Genomic DNA, 18949 nt, shown 5'->3' on the forward strand with positions numbered 1-18949 from the left:
TTCCCCTTAACCGCGAGCCTTGGCTGCTGGACGTACAACCAAGTTGCCGCCAGTAGCGCCAGGAACAGCACCCTTGACCAACAACAGATTGCGTTCAGCGTCCACGCGCACTACTTCGAGGGACTGCACGGTCACGCGCTCAGCGCCCATATGACCGGACATTTTTTTGCCCTTGAATACACGACCAGGAGTCTGGCACTGGCCGATAGAGCCTGGAACGCGGTGGGACACGGAGTTACCGTGGGTATTATCTTGCCCGCGGAAGTTCCAACGCTTGATCGTACCCTGGAAGCCTTTACCTTTGGACTGACCGGTTACATCAACCAGTTGACCAGCGGCGAAGATTTCAGCGTTGATCAGATCGCCGGCCTGGTACTCGCCTTCTTCAAGGCGGAATTCCATTACGGTACGACCAGCGGCAACGTTCGCCTTAGCGAAGTGGCCAGCTTGAGCAGCTGTAACACGCGAAGCACGACGCTCGCCTACAGTGACTTGCACTGCACGATAGCCATCGGTCTCTTCAGTTTTAAACTGGGTGACGCGATTCGGCTCGATCTCAATGACCGTGACCGGAATGGAGACACCTTCTTCGGTGAAAATACGGGTCATACCGCATTTACGACCGACTACACCAATAGTCATGTTGTAAACCTCATGAGTGTACGGGGCTTTCACCCGCTATGGCCGCCCATTTCAGAGCGTTACACGACTAAGACCGAGTCTTAGCCGAGGCTGATCTGCACTTCCACACCGGCCGCAAGATCAAGCTTCATAAGCGCATCAACGGTTTTATCCGTTGGCTGGACGATGTCCAGAACGCGCTTATGAGTACGGATCTCGTACTGGTCACGCGCGTCTTTGTTGACGTGCGGGGAGACCAGAACGGTGAACCGCTCTTTACGGGTAGGCAGTGGAATTGGACCACGCACTTGAGCACCAGTACGTTTCGCGGTTTCCACGATTTCCTGGGTGGATTGGTCGATCAGGCGATGGTCAAAAGCCTTCAACCTGATACGGATTTGCTGATTTTGCATTGGATTTCAGACTCCGGCTGCTATTCCCACCGAGCGCAATACGCCCGTTAAAAGGAGGCGCAATTCTATAGACGGGCCAACCGAGTGTCAACCCAATAAAAAAGCCCCCGCAAGCGGGGGCTTTTTCATCAATCAACGCTTAGGCGATGATTTTGGCTACGACGCCAGCGCCGACGGTACGACCGCCTTCACGAATAGCGAAACGCAGACCATCTTCCATTGCGATGGTTTTGATCAGGGTGACAACCATTTTGATGTTGTCGCCCGGCATTACCATTTCAACGCCTTCCGGCAGTTCGCAGTTACCGGTCACGTCAGTGGTCCGGAAGTAGAACTGTGGACGGTAGCCTTTGAAGAACGGAGTGTGGCGACCGCCTTCTTCTTTGCTCAACACATACACTTCAGCTTCGAAGGTCGTGTGCGGCTTGACCGAACCTGGCTTGACCAGAACCTGGCCACGCTCAACGTCGTCACGCTTGGTGCCGCGCAGCAGCACGCCGCAGTTCTCGCCAGCACGACCTTCGTCGAGCAGCTTACGGAACATCTCAACACCGGTGCAGGTGGTGACAACAGTGTCACGCAGACCAACGATTTCCAGCGAATCCTGAACCTTGACGATACCGCGCTCGATACGGCCAGTTACAACAGTACCGCGACCGGAGATCGAGAATACGTCTTCGATTGGCATCAGGAACGGCTTGTCGATAACACGAATTGGATCTGGGATGTAGCTGTCCAGAGTCTCAACCAGTTTACGAACGGCAGTGGTGCCCATTTCGTTGTCGTCTTGGCCGTTCAGAGCCATCAGAGCGGAACCGATGATGATCGGAGTGTCGTCGCCAGGGAAGTCGTAAGTGCTCAACAGATCGCGCACTTCCATCTCTACCAGTTCCAGCAGCTCAGCGTCGTCAACCATGTCAGCCTTGTTCAGGAAGACAACGATGTACGGAACGCCAACCTGACGGGACAACAGGATGTGCTCACGGGTTTGTGGCATCGGACCATCAGCGGCCGAGCAAACCAGAATAGCGCCGTCCATCTGAGCAGCACCGGTGATCATGTTCTTCACATAGTCAGCGTGACCTGGGCAGTCAACGTGAGCGTAGTGACGGATCAACGAGTTGTATTCAACGTGCGCAGTGTTGATGGTGATACCACGAGCCTTTTCTTCCGGAGCGCTGTCGATTTTGTCGAAAGCAACAGCGGCCGAACCGAAAACTTCGGAGCAGACACGAGTCAGAGCAGCAGTCAGCGTGGTTTTACCGTGGTCAACGTGACCGATGGTGCCAACGTTAACGTGCGGGAGGTCACGTACAAATTTTTCTTTAGCCACGACAATTAACTCCTAGCCTAAAGGGGCTGATTCAGCCTTGTTTTTTGGTAACGGTTTCGACGATATGCGACGGAGCCGTATTGTATTTTTTGAATTCCATAGAGTAGCTTGCGCGACCTTGGGACATGGAGCGAACGTCGGTTGCGTAACCGAACATCTCACCCAACGGAACCTCAGCACGAATCACTTTGCCGGAAACCGTGTCTTCCATACCCAGGATCATGCCGCGACGACGGTTAAGGTCGCCCATCACGTCACCCATATAGTCTTCAGGCGTAACAACCTCTACCGCCATGATCGGCTCAAGCAACTCACCACCGCCCTTCTGGGCCAGTTGCTTGGTCGCCATGGAAGCGGCCACCTTAAACGCCATCTCGTTGGAGTCGACGTCGTGGTAAGAACCGTCAAACACGGTAGCCTTCAGGCCGATCAGCGGATAGCCGGCGACAACGCCGTTCTTCATCTGCTCTTCGATACCCTTCTGGATAGCCGGGATGTATTCCTTAGGAACCACACCACCCACTACTTCGTTCACGAATTGCAGCCCTTCCTGACCTTCGTCAGCAGGCGCAAAACGAATCCAGCAGTGACCAAACTGGCCACGACCGCCGGATTGACGAACGAACTTACCTTCGATTTCACAGTTCTTCGTGATGCGCTCACGATAGGAAACCTGAGGCTTACCGATGTTGGCTTCGACGTTGAACTCACGGCGCATCCGGTCAACCAGGATGTCCAGGTGCAACTCGCCCATGCCGGAGATGATCGTTTGACCAGTCTCTTCATCAGTCTTGACGCGGAAAGATGGATCTTCCTGAGCGAGTTTGCCCAGAGCGACACCCATTTTTTCCTGGTCGTCCTTGGTCTTAGGCTCTACGGCAACCGAAATAACCGGCTCCGGGAAGTCCATACGAACCAGGATGATTGGCTTGTCACCATTGCACAAAGTTTCGCCAGTGGTGACGTCCTTCATGCCGATCAAGGCCGCGATGTCACCAGCGCGCACTTCCTTGATTTCTTCACGGGCGTTTGCGTGCATTTGCACCATACGACCCACGCGCTCTTTCTTGCCTTTGACCGAGTTGATCACGCCGTCGCCGGAGTTCAACACGCCCGAGTAAACACGGACGAAGGTCAAGGTACCCACGAATGGGTCGGTGGCAATTTTGAATGCCAGAGCGGAGAACGGTTCGCTGTCATCTGCATGACGCTCCAGCTCGATAGTCTCGTCATCCGGGTCAGTACCCTTGATGGCAGGAATATCAACAGGTGCAGGCAGGTAATCGATAACGGCGTCGAGAACCAGGGGAACACCCTTGTTCTTGAAGGAAGAACCGCAAACAGCCAGAACGATCTCACCAGCGATAGTACGCTGACGCAGAGCGGCCTTGATTTCCTCGTTGGTGATTTCTTCACCTTCGAGGTACTTGTTCATCAGCTCATCGCTGGATTCGGCCGCTGCCTGCACCATGTTGTCACGCCACTCGTCAGCCAATTCCTGCAATTCAGCAGGGATAGGCTCGCGACGAGGAACCATGCCTTTGTCAGCATCATTCCAGTAGACAGCTTCCATGGACATCAGATCGATCTGACCCTGGAAGTTGTCTTCGGAACCGATAGCCAACTGGATTGGCACCGGGGTGTGACCCAGACGCTTTTTGATCTGTTCGATCACGCGCAGGAAGTTCGCACCAGCACGGTCCATCTTGTTTACGTAAACAAGACGTGGAACGCCGTACTTGTTGGCCTGACGCCAAACGGTTTCCGACTGAGGCTCAACGCCCGAGGTACCACAAAACACAACGACCGCGCCGTCGAGAACACGCAGGGAACGCTCAACTTCAATGGTGAAGTCAACGTGGCCCGGGGTGTCGATGACGTTGAAGCGGTATTGGTCTTTGTGCTGCTTCTCGGAACCCTGCCAGAAGGCGGTAATAGCAGCAGAAGTAATGGTAATACCACGCTCCTGCTCCTGAACCATCCAGTCTGTGGTCGCGGCGCCGTCATGCACCTCGCCCATCTTGTGACTTTTGCCAGTGTAAAAAAGGACGCGCTCAGTGGTGGTGGTTTTACCAGCATCCACGTGAGCAACGATACCAATGTTACGGTAGCGATTAATCGGTGTTGTACGAGCCATAAAGCCCTCGCAAAATTAGTGACGCTAAAATTAGAAGCGGTAGTGCGAGAAAGCTTTGTTAGCTTCAGCCATACGGTGCACGTCTTCACGCTTCTTAACTGCAGCACCTTTACCTTCAGCAGCGTCCAACAATTCGCCAGCCAAACGCAGGGCCATAGACTTCTCGCCGCGCTTACGGGCGAAGTCTACCAACCAGCGCATTGCCAGAGCGTTACGACGGGACGGACGAACTTCGACCGGAACCTGGTAAGTAGCACCGCCTACACGGCGCGACTTTACTTCGACCAGCGGAGCGATGGCGTCGAGAGCTTTCTCGAAGATTTCCAGGGGATCGCTGTTCTTGCGTTCTTTAACCTTGTCCAGCGCGCCATAAACGATACGCTCGGCAACGGCTTTCTTGCCGCTTTCCATAACGTGGTTCATGAACTTGGCCAGGATTTGGCTTCCGTATTTTGGATCGTCAAGCACTTCGCGCTTGGCTGCTACGCGTCTTCTTGGCATGGATAAGCCCTCAAACGGTCTTCAGGTTCGCTCGGAATCGGTCCCCTTTCGGGACGCCTCCGACCTTACTCTTATCGACTCAGAAAAATAGAAAATCAGTTTTTACAAAAAGCCACTACTACTTAGGCTTCTTGGTACCGTACTTCGAGCGACCCTGGTTACGACCTTTAACGCCGGAAGTATCCAAAGAACCGCGCACGGTGTGATAACGAACACCTGGCAAGTCTTTTACACGACCGCCGCGGATCAGTACCACGCTGTGCTCTTGCAGGTTGTGGCCTTCACCGCCGATGTACGAGGAAACCTCGAAACCGTTGGTCAGACGCACACGGCATACTTTACGCAGTGCCGAGTTAGGTTTTTTCGGCGTGGTGGTATACACACGGGTGCATACGCCACGACGTTGCGGGCAGTTCTGCAGCGCAGGCACGTCGGATTTCTCGACGATACGCTTACGCGGCTGACGTACCAGCTGGTTGATAGTTGCCATCTACTAGCTCCACTGTTGTCTTGCGACGCTATTGTCTTGCAAGAAAAGCAAAATGGCAGGAACGAATTCCCGCCAAATTTAGGGGTACAAGAGTCTAAAGAGGATCTTGCCCCCAGTCAAGGCAAGGCCCCAACCTCCCCGCTTATCCAATCTCGACAAATTGTCTCGATTCGATTAGCGGAGAGGCCGGGGCCCCACGCTTATTTACTGCAGAACTCAGTTACCGCTCGAGTTCAGTGCTTCGGTCAGTGCAGCTTCCACTTCACTGGCGCTTACGCGCAACGGTTTGTCCGCTTCACGGCGACGCTTGCGCTCGCTGTGATAAGCCAGACCGGTACCGGCCGGGATCAGACGACCCACGACTACGTTTTCTTTCAGGCCGCGCAGGTAATCGCGCTTGCCGGTTACCGCCGCCTCGGTCAGTACGCGAGTGGTTTCCTGGAAGGAAGCCGCCGAGATGAACGATTCGGTGGACAACGACGCCTTGGTGATACCCAACAGCACGCGAGTGAACTTGGAAACGAATTTCTCGTCGCCCGCCAGACGCTCGTTCTCTACCAGAACGTGAGTCAATTCCATCTGGTCGCCCTTGATGAAAGTGGAATCGCCGGATTCAGCGATTTCAACTTTACGCAGCATCTGACGCAGGATGGTCTCGATGTGCTTGTCGTTGATTTTCACGCCCTGCAGACGATAAACGTCCTGGATCTCGTTCACGATGTACTTGGCCAGCGCACTCACACCCAGCAGACGCAGGATGTCGTGTGGATCGCTTGGGCCGTCGGAGATAACTTCGCCGCGGTTTACCTGTTCGCCTTCGAAGACGTTCAGGTGACGCCACTTCGGAATCAGTTCTTCGTACGGATCGCTACCGTCGTTCGGGGTAATGACCAGACGGCGCTTGCCTTTGGTCTCTTTACCGAACGCGATGGTGCCGCTGACTTCAGCCAGAATCGAGGCTTCTTTCGGACGACGGGCTTCGAACAAGTCGGCAACACGCGGCAGACCACCGGTAATGTCGCGAGTTTTCGAAGTTTCTTGCGGGATACGAGCGATAACATCACCGATCGCGATTTTCGCACCGTCCGCCACGCCGACCAGGGCGTTGGCAGGCAGGAAGTACTGAGCAATTACGTCGGTACCCGGCAGCAAGAGATCCTTGCCGTTGTCATCAACCATCTTCACAGCAGGACGGATATCTTTACCGGCAGCTGGACGGTCTTTGGCGTCGAGTACTTCAATGTTGGTCATACCGGTCAATTCGTCAGTCTGACGCTTGATCGTGATGCCTTCTTCCATGCCCACGTAGGTCACGGTACCTTTCATTTCGGTAACGATTGGGTGAGTGTGCGGATCCCACTTGGCCACGATTGCGCCAGCGTCGACCTTGTCACCTTCCTTAACCGAAATCACAGCACCGTACGGCAGCTTGTAACGCTCACGCTCACGACCGAAGTCATCAGCGATTGCCAGCTCACCGGAACGGGACACAGCAACCAGGCAACCATCCACTCGCTCAACGTGCTTCAGGTTATGCAGACGGACGGTACCGCCATTCTTCACCTGAACGCTGTCTGCAGCAGAGGTCCGGCTTGCCGCACCACCGATGTGGAACGTACGCATGGTCAGCTGGGTACCCGGCTCACCGATGGACTGGGCAGCGATAACGCCGACCGCTTCACCGATGTTCACCTGGTGACCACGAGCCAAGTCACGGCCGTAGCACTTGGCGCAAATGCCGTAGCGCGTTTCACAGCTGATAGGCGAACGCACGATCACTTCATCGATGCTGTTCAGCTCGATGAACTCAACCCACTTCTCGTCTACCAGCGTGCCTGCGGGAACGATGATTTCTTCGGTCCCCGGCTTGTACACGTCACGAGCAATAACACGACCCAATACGCGCTCACCCAACGGCTCAACAACGTCACCGCCTTCAATGTGCGGAGTCATTACCAGGCCATGTTCGGTGCCGCAATCGATCTCGGTCACAACCAGATCCTGCGCCACGTCCACCAGACGACGAGTCAGGTAACCGGAGTTCGCAGTTTTCAACGCGGTATCCGCCAAACCTTTACGAGCACCGTGAGTGGAGATGAAGTACTGAAGTACGCTCAAACCTTCACGGAAGTTCGCAGTAATCGGCGTTTCAATGATGGAACCGTCCGGCTTGGCCATCAGGCCACGCATACCGGCGAGCTGACGGATCTGCGCAGCAGAACCCCGTGCGCCCGAGTCGGCCATCATGTACATCGAGTTGAAGGACTCTTGGTCGACTTCGACGCCATGACGGTCGATGACTTTCTCTTTCGAGAGGTTGGCCATCATCGCCTTGGAAACTTCGTCGTTCGCCTTGGACCAAAGGTCGATCACTTTGTTGTACTTCTCGCCCTGGGTTACCAGGCCGGAGGCGTACTGACTTTCGATCTCTTTCACTTCATCAGTGGCAGCACTGATGATGCGGGCTTTTTCATCAGGGATAACGAAGTCGTTAACACCGATGGAAACGCCGGAAATGGTCGAATAGGCAAAACCGGTGTACATCAACTGGTCAGCGAAGATCACGGTCTCTTTCAAACCAACCACGCGGTAGCATTGGTTGATCAGCTTGGAGATCGCCTTTTTCTTCATCGGCTGGTTGACGACGTCGTACGACAGGCCAGGTGGAACAACCTGGAACAACAGCGCACGGCCGACAGTGGTGTCGACGATACGGGTGTTCTTGACGCTGCCACCATCACGATCGTTGACGGTTTCGTTGATCCGCACTTTGACCTTGGCGTGCAGTGCGGCTTCGCCGGCACGGAACACACGGTCAACTTCCTGCAGGTCCGCGAACACACGACCTTCGCCCTTGGCGTTGATCGCTTCACGAGTCATGTAGTACAGACCCAATACAACGTCCTGCGACGGAACGATGATTGGCTCACCGTTGGCTGGCGACAGAATGTTGTTGGTCGACATCATCAACGCACGCGCTTCCAACTGGGCTTCCAGTGTCAGCGGCACGTGCACGGCCATTTGGTCGCCGTCGAAGTCGGCGTTGTACGCAGCACAGACCAGAGGGTGCAGCTGGATAGCCTTACCTTCGATCAGTACTGGTTCAAACGCCTGGATACCCAGACGGTGAAGGGTCGGTGCACGGTTGAGGAGAACCGGGTGTTCGCGAATGACTTCAGCGAGAACGTCCCAAACTTCCGGCAGCTCGCGCTCGACCATCTTCTTGGCAGCTTTGATGGTGGTAGCGAGACCACGCATTTCCAGCTTGCCGAAAATGAACGGCTTGAACAGCTCGAGAGCCATTTTCTTCGGCAGACCGCACTGGTGCAGACGCAGGGTCGGACCTACGGTAATTACCGAACGGCCGGAGTAGTCAACACGCTTACCGAGCAAGTTCTGACGGAAACGACCTTGTTTACCCTTGATCATGTCAGCCAGGGATTTCAGAGGACGCTTGTTGGAACCGGTGATAGCGCGGCCACGACGACCGTTGTCGAGCAGTGCGTCGACGGCTTCCTGCAACATACGCTTTTCGTTGCGCACGATGATGTCCGGAGCGGACAGATCAAGCAGGCGCTTCAAGCGGTTGTTACGGTTGATCACTCGACGATACAGATCGTTGAGGTCGGAAGTCGCGAAGCGACCGCCATCCAGCGGGACCAATGGACGCAGATCTGGCGGCAGAACCGGCAGAACGGTCAGCACCATCCACTCTGGAAGGTTGCCGGAACCCTGGAAGGCTTCCATCAACTTCAGACGCTTGGACAACTTCTTGATTTTGGTTTCGGAGTTGGTTTGCGGAATTTCTTCGCGCAGACGGCCAATCTCGTGTTCCAGATCGATAGCGTGCAGCAGTTCGCGGACAGCTTCGGCACCCATGCGGGCATCGAAATCGTCGCCGAACTCTTCCAGCGCTTCGAAGTACTGCTCGTCGTTGAGCAGTTGACCTTTTTCAAGGGTGGTCATGCCTGGATCGATAACGACATAGCTCTCGAAGTAGAGAACGCGTTCGATATCACGCAGGGTCATGTCCATCAGCAAACCGATACGCGACGGCAGCGATTTCAGGAACCAGATGTGGGCAACTGGCGAGGCCAGTTCGATGTGCGCCATGCGCTCACGACGAACTTTAGCCAGCGCAACTTCAACGCCGCACTTCTCGCAGATCACACCACGGTGCTTCAAGCGCTTGTACTTACCGCACAGGCACTCGTAATCCTTTACCGGGCCAAAGATCTTGGCGCAGAACAGGCCGTCACGCTCAGGTTTGAACGTACGGTAGTTGATGGTTTCCGGCTTTTTAACTTCACCGAAGGACCACGAACGGATCATCTCAGGCGATGCCAACCCAATACGGATGGCGTCGAACTCTTCGACTTGACCCTGGTTTTTCAGCAAATTCAGTAGGTCTTTCAAGGCCTTTCCTCCTGGCGGAGCAGAGAGCGGGCAATCCTGCCCCGCTCTCGATTCGCGTCACGTGTTATTCGGTTTCCAGATCGATATCGATGCCGAGGGAACGAATTTCCTTGATCAATACGTTGAAGGACTCGGGCATGCCCGGCTCCATACGGTGATCGCCGTCCACGATGTTTTTGTACATCTTGGTCCGGCCGTTCACATCGTCCGACTTCACTGTGAGCATTTCTTGCAGAGTGTAAGCAGCACCGTATGCTTCCAGTGCCCAGACCTCCATCTCCCCGAAACGCTGACCACCGAACTGTGCCTTACCACCCAGCGGCTGCTGGGTAACCAGGCTGTACGAACCGGTAGAACGAGCGTGCATCTTGTCGTCTACCAAGTGGTTCAGCTTCAGCATGTACATGTAGCCAACAGTAACCGGGCGCTCGAACTTGTTGCCGGTACGGCCGTCAGTCAGCTGCATCTGGCCGCTTTCTGGCAGATCTGCCAGTTTCAGCATGGCCTTGATTTCGCTTTCCTTGGCGCCGTCGAACACTGGAGTGGCCATTGGCACGCCGCCACGCAGGTTCTTCGCCAGATCCAGAATTTCCTGGTCGGAGAAGCTATCCAGATCTTCGTTACGACCGCCGATCTGGTTGTAGATCTCGTCGAGGAATTTACGAAGCTCAGCGACTTTGCGCTGCTCTTCGATCATCCGGTTGATCTTCTCGCCCAAGCCTTTAGCCGCGAGGCCCAGGTGGGTTTCAAGGATCTGACCAACGTTCATACGCGAAGGTACGCCCAACGGGTTGAGGACGACGTCGACCGGGGTGCCATTGGCATCGTGCGGCATGTCTTCAACCGGCATGATCACAGAGACCACACCTTTGTTACCGTGACGACCTGCCATCTTGTCGCCCGGCTGGATGCGGCGACGGATTGCCAGGTAAACCTTGACGATTTTCAGCACGCCTGGAGCCAGGTCATCGCCCTGCTGCAGTTTGCGCTTCTTGTCTTCGAACTTGTCGTCCAGCAGACGGCGGCGATCAACGATGTAGGCCTGAGCCTTCTCGAGCTGCTCATTCAGAGCATCTTCAGCCATGCGCAGTTTGAACCACTGACCATGCTCAAGACCGTCGAGAACTTCGTCGGTGATTTCCTGACCTTTCTTCAGACCGGCGCCACCTTCGGCTTTGCGGCCGACCAGAGCGGAACGCAGACGTTCGAAAGTGGCGCCTTCAACGATACGGAACTCTTCGTTCAGATCCTTGCGGATCTCGTCGAGTTGAGTCTTCTCGATGGACAGAGCACGAGCATCACGCTCGACGCCGTCACGGGTGAAGACCTGTACGTCGATGACAGTGCCCTTGGTGCCGGTAGGCACGCGCAGGGAGGTGTCTTTAACGTCGCTGGCTTTTTCACCGAAGATGGCACGCAACAGCTTCTCTTCCGGAGTCAGCTGGGTCTCGCCTTTCGGAGTGACTTTACCGACCAGAATGTCGCCTGCGCCAACTTCGGCACCTACATAAACGATACCGGCTTCGTCCAGCTTGTTCAGCGCAGCTTCACCCACGTTCGGGATGTCTGCAGTGATTTCCTCTGGCCCAAGCTTGGTGTCACGTGCCACACAGGTCAGTTCCTGAATGTGGATCGTGGTAAAGCGATCTTCTTGAACAACTCGTTCCGACAGGCAGATGGAGTCTTCGAAGTTGTAACCGTTCCAGGCCATGAACGCGATGCGCATGTTCTGACCCAGTGCCAGTTCACCCATGTCGGTGGACGGGCCGTCAGCCATGATGTCGCTGCGCTGAACCCGATCACCTTTACGCACCAGCGGACGCTGGTTGATGCAGGTGTTCTGGTTGGAGCGGGTGTATTTGGTCAGGTTGTAGATGTCGACACCAGCTTCGCCGGTTTCAACTTCGTCATCAGCAACACGAACCACGATACGGCTGGCATCAACGGAGTCGATCACGCCGCCACGACGAGCCACGACGCAAACGCCGGAGTCACGAGCTACGTTACGCTCCATGCCGGTACCGACCAGCGGCTTGTCAGCGCGCAGGGTTGGTACAGCTTGACGCTGCATGTTCGAACCCATCAACGCACGGTTGGCGTCATCGTGCTCCAGGAACGGGATCAACGACGCTGCAACCGAAACTACCTGCTTCGGAGAAACGTCCATCAAGGTGACGTCTTCCGGCGCCTTGACGGTGAACTCGTTCAAGTGACGAACAGCTACCAGCTCGTCGATCAGCATTTTCTTGTCGTTCATCGTGGCCGAAGCCTGAGCGATCACGTGATCAGCTTCTTCGATGGCGGACAGGAACACGATCTCGTCGGTGACCAGAGCATCTTTCACCACACGGTACGGGCTTTCGAGGAAGCCGTACTGGTTGGTGCGCGCATAGGCGGCCAAGGAGTTGATCAGGCCAATGTTCGGACCTTCCGGCGTTTCAATCGGGCATACACGACCGTAGTGAGTCGGGTGTACGTCACGAACTTCAAAGCCGGCACGCTCACGAGTCAAACCGCCAGGGCCGAGTGCAGATACACGACGCTTGTGGGTGATCTCAGACAGCGGGTTGTTCTGGTCCATGAACTGGGAAAGCTGGCTGGAACCGAAGAACTCTTTCACTGCCGCAGCCACTGGCTTGGCGTTGATCAAGTCTTGCGGCATCAAGCCTTCGCTTTCAGCCATCGACAGACGCTCTTTGACCGCACGCTCAACACGTACCAGGCCAACGCGGAACTGGTTCTCGGCCATTTCGCCTACGCAGCGAACACGACGGTTACCCAGGTGGTCGATGTCATCGACGATGCCTTTACCGTTACGGATGTCGACCAGAGTCTTCAAGACCGCGACGATGTCTTCTTTGCACAACACGCCCGAACCTTCGATCTCGGTACGACCGATACGACGGTTGAACTTCATCCGGCCGACCGCAGACAGATCATAGCGCTCAGGGCTGAAGAACAGGTTGTTGAACAGAGTCTCGGCAGCGTCTTTGGTTGGCGGCTCGCCCGGACGCATCATGCGATAGATCTCGACCAGCGCTTCCAATTGGTTGCTGGTGGAATCGATCTTCAGAGTGTCGGAGACGAACGGACCGCAGTCGATATCGTTGGTGTACAGAGTTTCGATGCGAACAATCTGGGATTTGGCGATTTTGGCCAGGATCTCGGTGTTCAGCTCGGTGTTGCACTCTGCCAGGATTTCGCCGGTTGCCGGATGCACGATGACCTTGGCGGTAGTGCGACCCAGGACGTAGTCCAGAGGCACTTGCAGCTCTTTGATCCCGGCTTTTTCCAGTTGGTTGATATGGCGAGCAGTGATACGACGACCCTGCTCGACAATAACCTTGCCTTTGTCATCCAGGATATCGATGGCAGCGATTTCACCACGCAGGCGCTGAGGCACCAGTTCCAGATTGAGGTTTTCACCCTGCACATGGAAGACGTTGGTGGTGTAGAAAGCGTCGAGCACTTCTTCAGTGGTATAGCCGAGCGCGCGCAGCAGTACCGATGCAGGCAGCTTACGACGACGGTCGATACGCACGAATACGCAGTCTTTCGGGTCGAACTCGAAGTCCAGCCACGAACCGCGATAAGGAATGATGCGCGCGGAGTACAGCAGTTTGCCGGAGCTGTGCGTCTTGCCACGGTCGTGGTCGAAGAACACGCCCGGGGAACGGTGCAACTGGGAAACGATTACACGCTCGGTACCGTTGATTACGAAGGTACCGTTCTCAGTCATCAGGGGGATTTCACCCATGTAGACTTCTTGCTCTTTGATGTCCTTGATCGCTTTGTTCGACGATTCTTTGTCGAAAATGATCAGGCGCACTTTTACCCGCAAAGGGACGGCGTAAGTTACACCGCGCAATACGCATTCTTTGACATCAAATGCCGGTTCGCCCAGGCGATAACCGACGTACTCCAGCGCAGCATTGCCGGAGTAGCTGATGATCGGGAAAACAGATTTGAAGGCCGCATGCAGGCCCACGTCGCGGAACTGATCTTTAGTCGCTCCCGCTTGCAAGAATTCACGATACGAATCCAGCTGGATGGCCAGGAGGTAAGGCACATCCATGACGTCCGGCAACTTGCTAAAGTCCTTGCGGATACGTTTTTTCTCAGTATATGAGTAAGCCATCAGCGTTCCCCAGCTTGGTCACCTGCTTGTTTGGCCCCTCCCGACGGGAGCAGCCAGAAAATCGTGCAAACCCCATGGTTTGCGCCACCGCATCGGTGGTTACAGCTCGTTACCAGCACCGACCCAGTCGGCTGCCAATAACGGAAAAAGGCCGGTGGCAAGAGCCACCAGCCATCAGCCTTTCGCTTAACGCTCGGGCTGGAGACGCAAAGTCGATGCTTACTTCAGCTCGACTTTAGCGCCTGCTTCTTCCAAGACAGCCTTGGCTTTGTCAGCTGCGTCTTTAGAAACAGCTTCCAGAACCATGCCTGGGCAGCCGTCAACTACAGCCTTGGCTTCTTTCAAGCCCAGACCGGTCAGCTCACGTACAGCCTTGATCACGTTAACTTTCTTCTCGCCAGTCTCAACCAGATTGACGTTGAATTCAGTTTGCTCTTCAGCAACAGCAGCAACAGCAGCTGGACCAGCGGAAGCAGCGGCAGCGGAAACGCCGAACTTCTCTTCCATTGCTTTGATCAGTTCAACGATTTCCAGAACGGATTTTTCGCCGATTGCTTCGATGATTTGGTCGTTAGTCAGAGACATGACTATAAATTCCTGTATTGGGGTGACAGCCTACGCGGCCATCGAAATAAACAATAAACGCTGAAAGGAGTCGCTCAGCCTTAGGCTGCAACAGCTTCTTTCTGGTCGCGAAGGGCCGCCAGAGTACGAGCCAATTTGCTGGTTGCGCCTTGAATCACGCTCATCAGCTGAGAAATTGCTTCGTCACGGGTCGGCAGGCTTGCCAGTACGTCGATCTGATTAGCTGCGAGGTACTTGCCCTCGAACGCAGCTGCCTTGATCTCGAACTTATCCTGACCTTTGGCGAATTCCTTGAACAAACGGGCAGCAGCGCCAGGATGTTCGTTGGAGAACGCGATCAAGGTCGGGCCGGTGAACACGTCGTTGAGAACACTGTATTCAGTGTCAGCAACAGCGCGCTTGAGCAGGGTGTTACGTACAACACGTACGTATACGCCAGCTTCACGAGCCTCTTTACGGAGTCCGGTCATCGCGCTTACTGTTACGCCACGGGCATCAGCCACGACAGCGGACAGAGCGACTTTGGCAGCCTCGTTGACTTCAGCGACGATGGCCTTCTTGTCTTCGAGTTTAATTGCCACGGGTTTAACTCCTGCTTGTTACCGTTTCATCCAGCCGAAGCCGAATGTCGTTTTGGTGTCTGATTCGGTAAGGAACCGGGAGCACCATCTGCGTAGGCTTGAGGTTTAAGACTTGCGTCGCCTACGGTCTTGGATAGCCCCCGCCAGGCAGGGACCCCAATCTTTCAATTGGCGCAATCGCTTGCGCCAATTTTTGTCTTACGCTTCCAGCGAACCTTGGTCGATGACCAGGCCCGGGCCCATGGTGGTGCTCAGGGTGATGCGTTTGACATAAATGCCTTTCGAGGAAGCCGGCTTGATACGCTTCAGATCAGAGATCAGGGCTTCAACGTTTTCCTTCAGCTTGACGGCATCAAAGCCGACTTTGCCAACGGAGGTGTGAATGATGCCGTTTTTGTCGGTGCGATAACGAACCTGACCAGCCTTGGCGTTTTTAACCGCAGTAGCTACGTCCGGGGTTACGGTGCCGACTTTAGGGTTAGGCATCAGGCCACGTGGACCGAGGATCTGACCCAACTGACCGACAACGCGCATTGCATCCGGAGATGCGATAACTACGTCGAAGTTCAGGTTGCCGGCTTTCATTTCGGCAGCCAGGTCGTCCATACCTACACGGTCAGCGCCGGCAGCCAGAGCGGCCTCGGCAGCTGGACCCTGGGTGAACACAGCAACGCGAACGGTCTTGCCAGTGCCGTGTGGCAGCACAGTAGCGCTACGAACGACCTGGTCGGATTTACGCGGGTCAACACCCAGATTTACAGCAACGTCGAACGACTCGCTGAACTTGACAGTCGACAGCTCAGCCAGCAGAGCAGCAGCGTCTACAAAGTTGTAGGACTTGCCTGCTTCGATTTTGCCGGCGATAGCCTTTTGGCGCTTGGTCAGCTTAGCCATTACACACCCTCCACGTTAAGGCCCATGCTACGAGCAGAACCGGCGATAGTACGCACGGCTGCGTCCATATCAGCTGCAGTCAGATCCGCGTTTTTGGTTTTCGCGATTTCTTCCAGCTGAGCACGAGTCACAGTGCCAACCTTAACGGTGTTCGGACGAGCGGAACCGCTAGTCAGACCAGCAGCCTTCTTCAGCAGAACCGAAGCAGGGGTAGACTTGGTTTCGAAAGTGAAGCTACGGTCGCTATAGACAGTGATGATTACTGGAGTCGGCAGACCTGGCTCAATACCCTGAGTACGGGCGTTGAAAGCCTTGCAGAATTCCATGATATTCACGCCGTGCTGACCCAGTGCAGGACCAACAGGTGGGCTTGGGTTAGCCTGAGCGGCTTTCACTTGTAGCTTGATGTAAGCGGTAATCTTCTTGGCCATGAGGCACTCCAATTACGGGTTCGAACGCCTCGAAAGGCTCCCCGGTTACTTGCGCGTTTATCCCAGTGACGACAAAACCCCACAGCCTAGGGCTGCGGGGTTGGGATGCTTGCTCAGCTAGACCTTTTCGACCTGGCTGAACTCTAACTCTACCGGAGTAGAGCGACCGAAAATGAGCACCGCCACTTGGATCCGGCTCTTTTCGTAGTTAACCTCTTCGACCGTGCCAGTAAAGTCGGCAAACGGTCCGTCGTTGACACGTACCGACTCACCTGGCTCGAACAACGTCTTCGGCTTCGGCTTGTCGCTACCATCAGCAACGCGACGCAGAATCGCTTCTGCCTCTTTATCTGTGATTGCCGCGGGCTTATCAGCGGTACCGCCAATGAAACCCATCACCCGAGGAGTATCCTTGACCAAGTGCCAAGTACCCTCATTCATATCCATCTGAACCAGCACATAACCTGGGAAGAACTTGCGCTCGCTTTTGCGTTTCTGGCCATTACGCATTTCAACCACTTCTTCAGTGGGAACCAGAATTTCGCCAAAGCCATCTTCCATGCCAGCCAGCTTTACGCGCTCTACCAACGAGCGCATGACATGCTTCTCGTAACCGGAGTAAGCATGCACAACGTACCAACGCTTAGCCACGGGACACCCTTAGCCGACAATCAAGGAAACAAGCCAGCCGAGCAGGGAATCAAGCCCCCACAACAGCAACGCCATAACCAGAACAACAGCCACAACAATCAACGTGGTCTGCGTGGTTTCTTGGCGAGTTGGCCATACGACTTTACGAATCTCGGTGCGTGCTTCCTTAACCAGTACAAAGAAAGACTTGCCCTTGACTGTTTGCAGGCCTACAAAGGCAGCTACAGCAGCAATGACAAGCAAAGCAAGTACGCGGTACAGGATCGGCGAAGCAGAGTAATACTGATTGCCAACAACGCCAACAACCACCAAAGCGACTACTACTAGCCACTTGAGCAGATCGAAGCGAGAGCCTTGAGCTTCAGCTTTAGGAGTCATCTATGAAGATCCTGTGAAAAGAAAGCCAGACACACCAAGTGAATCTGGCAGGTCAGGAGGGAATCGAACCCCCAACCTACGGTTTTGGAGACCGTCGCTCTGCCAATTGAGCTACTGACCTAAAACAAAATCAGGCCGACCATTATGCCGGCCCGAAAAAGACATTACAACAACTTACTCGATAACCTTAGCCACGACACCAGCACCGACGGTACGACCGCCTTCACGGATAGCGAAACGCAGACCATCTTCCATTGCGATGGTTTTGATCAGAGTGACGGTCATTTGGACGTTGTCACCTGGCATCACCATTTCAACACCTTCTGGCAGCTCGCAGTTACCAGTCACATCAGTAGTACGAAAGTAGAACTGTGGACGGTAGCCCTTGAAGAATGGCGTATGACGACCACCTTCTTCCTTGCTCAGAACGTAAACCTCAGCAGTGAACTTGGTATGCGGCTTGACGGTGCCTGGCTTGACCAGAACTTGGCCACGCTCAACATCGTCACGCTTGGTACCGCGCAGCAAAACGCCGCAGTTCTCACCAGCACGACCTTCGTCGAGCAGCTTGCGAAACATCTCAACACCAGTGCAAGTAGTTTTGACAGTGTCACGAAGACCCACAATCTCAACTTCTTCTTGAATGCGGACAATGCCACGCTCAACACGACCAGTCACAACAGTACCGCGACCGGAGATCGAGAATACGTCCTCGATCGGCATCAGGAACGGCTTATCAATAGCGCGTTCAGGCTGCGGAATGTAGCTATCCAGAGTCTCGACCAACTTCTTGACGGCAGTGGTACCCATCTCGTTATCGTCTTGACCGTTCAGCGCCATCAGCGCCGAACCAATGATGATCGGAGTGTCATCACCTGGGAAATCGTACGTGCTCAGCAGGTCGCGCACTTCCATCTCAACCAGCTCCAGCAACTCAGCGTCGTCAACCATATCAGCCTTGTTCAGGAAGACAACGATGTACGGAACGCCAACCTGGCGCGACAGCAGGATATGCTCACGGGTTTGCGGCATCGGACCATCAGCGGCCGAGCAAACCAGAATCGCACCATCCATCTGCGCAGCACCGGTAATCATGTTTTTTACGTAGTCAGCGTGACCAGGACAGTCAACGTGTGCGTAGTGACGCACGGCCGAATCGTATTCAACGTGAGCGGTGTTGATGGTAATGCCACGAGCTTTTTCTTCAGGGGCGCTATCGATCTTGTCGAAGTCGACCCTTGCCGAACCGAAAACCTCGGAGCAGACACGGGTCAAAGCAGCAGTCAAAGTGGTTTTACCGTGGTCGACGTGACCAATGGTACCAACGTTGACATGCGGCTTATTACGCTCGAACTTTTCCTTAGCCATCGAAATCACCCC

15 protein-coding genes and 1 tRNA gene are annotated in these 18949 nt (G+C 54.8%); all 16 read right to left on the reverse strand.

The window, feature by feature from the left end; translation table 11 throughout:
* Window positions 1-6: 6 nt before the first annotated feature.
* The 16 genes from rplC to tuf (ACYZTR_RS25495) all read right to left on the reverse strand — a co-directional run bounded on the left by rplC (window position 7) and on the right by tuf (ACYZTR_RS25495) (window position 18937).
* On the reverse strand, window positions 7-642 hold the full coding sequence (gene rplC, locus ACYZTR_RS25420; RefSeq protein ID WP_003186059.1) for a 50S ribosomal protein L3: 636 nt from the start codon (window positions 640-642) through the stop codon (window positions 7-9).
* An 80-nt stretch (window positions 643-722) separates the two neighbouring features.
* Window positions 723-1034, reverse strand: a complete 312-nt coding sequence (gene rpsJ / locus ACYZTR_RS25425; RefSeq protein WP_003186070.1) for a 30S ribosomal protein S10 — start codon at window positions 1032-1034, stop codon at window positions 723-725.
* 139 nt (window positions 1035-1173) lie between these two features.
* On the reverse strand, window positions 1174-2367 hold the full coding sequence (gene tuf, locus ACYZTR_RS25430) for an elongation factor Tu (protein ID WP_282379303.1): 1194 nt from the start codon (window positions 2365-2367) through the stop codon (window positions 1174-1176).
* A gap of 31 nt (window positions 2368-2398) precedes the next feature.
* Window positions 2399-4504 (reverse strand): elongation factor G, encoded by a 2106-nt coding sequence (gene fusA, locus ACYZTR_RS25435; RefSeq protein ID WP_461974805.1) that lies wholly within the window; start codon window positions 4502-4504, stop codon window positions 2399-2401.
* A 30-nt stretch (window positions 4505-4534) separates the two neighbouring features.
* Complete coding sequence (gene rpsG / locus ACYZTR_RS25440) at window positions 4535-5005, reverse strand: 30S ribosomal protein S7 (protein WP_010490886.1); 471 nt, start codon at window positions 5003-5005, stop codon at window positions 4535-4537.
* A gap of 118 nt (window positions 5006-5123) precedes the next feature.
* Window positions 5124-5495: a 30S ribosomal protein S12 gene (rpsL, locus tag ACYZTR_RS25445; protein WP_002555494.1), complete on the reverse strand. Its 372-nt coding sequence runs from the start codon at window positions 5493-5495 to the stop codon at window positions 5124-5126.
* A gap of 216 nt (window positions 5496-5711) precedes the next feature.
* Entirely contained in the window at window positions 5712-9911 is a 4200-nt protein-coding gene (rpoC, locus tag ACYZTR_RS25450; RefSeq protein ID WP_282379310.1) for a DNA-directed RNA polymerase subunit beta', read from the reverse strand.
* Window positions 9912-9975: 64 nt separating this feature from the next.
* Window positions 9976-14049: a DNA-directed RNA polymerase subunit beta gene (gene rpoB / locus ACYZTR_RS25455; RefSeq protein WP_461974807.1), complete on the reverse strand. Its 4074-nt coding sequence runs from the start codon at window positions 14047-14049 to the stop codon at window positions 9976-9978.
* A 219-nt stretch (window positions 14050-14268) separates the two neighbouring features.
* Window positions 14269-14634: a 50S ribosomal protein L7/L12 gene (gene rplL / locus ACYZTR_RS25460; RefSeq protein ID WP_461966602.1), complete on the reverse strand. Its 366-nt coding sequence runs from the start codon at window positions 14632-14634 to the stop codon at window positions 14269-14271.
* An 80-nt stretch (window positions 14635-14714) separates the two neighbouring features.
* Window positions 14715-15215, reverse strand: coding sequence for a 50S ribosomal protein L10 (gene rplJ, locus ACYZTR_RS25465; RefSeq protein WP_095080420.1), 501 nt, complete (start codon window positions 15213-15215; stop codon window positions 14715-14717).
* Between the two features lie 198 nt (window positions 15216-15413).
* On the reverse strand, window positions 15414-16109 hold the full coding sequence (gene rplA / locus ACYZTR_RS25470; RefSeq protein WP_201190738.1) for a 50S ribosomal protein L1: 696 nt from the start codon (window positions 16107-16109) through the stop codon (window positions 15414-15416).
* Window positions 16109-16540 carry a 50S ribosomal protein L11 gene (gene rplK / locus ACYZTR_RS25475; protein ID WP_003210097.1) on the reverse strand — a complete coding sequence of 144 codons (432 nt, stop codon included), beginning with the start codon at window positions 16538-16540 and terminating at the stop codon, window positions 16109-16111. Before rplK ends, rplA begins: the two co-directional genes overlap by 1 nt.
* Before the next feature lie 117 nt (window positions 16541-16657).
* A complete protein-coding gene (gene nusG, locus ACYZTR_RS25480; protein WP_282379324.1) occupies window positions 16658-17191 on the reverse strand; it encodes a transcription termination/antitermination protein NusG in 534 nt (177 codons plus the stop codon).
* A gap of 9 nt (window positions 17192-17200) precedes the next feature.
* Window positions 17201-17569 carry a preprotein translocase subunit SecE gene (secE, locus tag ACYZTR_RS25485; RefSeq protein ID WP_007896620.1) on the reverse strand — a complete coding sequence of 123 codons (369 nt, stop codon included), beginning with the start codon at window positions 17567-17569 and terminating at the stop codon, window positions 17201-17203.
* 45 nt (window positions 17570-17614) lie between these two features.
* A tRNA-Trp gene (locus ACYZTR_RS25490) sits at window positions 17615-17690 on the reverse strand.
* Window positions 17691-17743: 53 nt separating this feature from the next.
* The gene (gene tuf, locus ACYZTR_RS25495; protein ID WP_461979890.1) at window positions 17744-18937 is read right to left on the reverse strand and encodes an elongation factor Tu; all 1194 of its coding nucleotides are present in this window, start codon (window positions 18935-18937) and stop codon (window positions 17744-17746) included.
* Window positions 18938-18949 lie beyond the last annotated feature (12 nt).

It is taken from the genome of Pseudomonas sp. Hz4, assembly GCF_054898165.1.

Excerpts from the sequence above, each read along its gene's own strand:
- rplC (WP_003186059.1), bottom strand. The coding sequence starts at position 642 with ATGACTATTGGTGTAGTCGGTCGTAAATGCGGTATGACCCGTATTTTC.
- rpsJ (WP_003186070.1), bottom strand. The coding sequence starts at position 1,034 with ATGCAAAATCAGCAAATCCGTATCAGGTTGAAGGCTTTTGACCATCGC.
- fusA (WP_461974805.1), bottom strand. The coding sequence starts at position 4,504 with ATGGCTCGTACAACACCGATTAATCGCTACCGTAACATTGGTATCGTT.
- rpsG (WP_010490886.1), bottom strand. The coding sequence starts at position 5,005 with ATGCCAAGAAGACGCGTAGCAGCCAAGCGCGAAGTGCTTGACGATCCA.
- rpsL (WP_002555494.1), bottom strand. The coding sequence starts at position 5,495 with ATGGCAACTATCAACCAGCTGGTACGTCAGCCGCGTAAGCGTATCGTC.
- rpoB (WP_461974807.1), bottom strand. The coding sequence starts at position 14,049 with ATGGCTTACTCATATACTGAGAAAAAACGTATCCGCAAGGACTTTAGC.
- rplL (WP_461966602.1), bottom strand. The coding sequence starts at position 14,634 with ATGTCTCTGACTAACGACCAAATCATCGAAGCAATCGGCGAAAAATCC.
- rplA (WP_201190738.1), bottom strand. The coding sequence starts at position 16,109 with ATGGCTAAGCTGACCAAGCGCCAAAAGGCTATCGCCGGCAAAATCGAA.
- rplK (WP_003210097.1), bottom strand. The coding sequence starts at position 16,540 with ATGGCCAAGAAGATTACCGCTTACATCAAGCTACAAGTGAAAGCCGCT.
- secE (WP_007896620.1), bottom strand. The coding sequence starts at position 17,569 with ATGACTCCTAAAGCTGAAGCTCAAGGCTCTCGCTTCGATCTGCTCAAG.
- tuf (WP_461979890.1), bottom strand. The coding sequence starts at position 18,937 with ATGGCTAAGGAAAAGTTCGAGCGTAATAAGCCGCATGTCAACGTTGGT.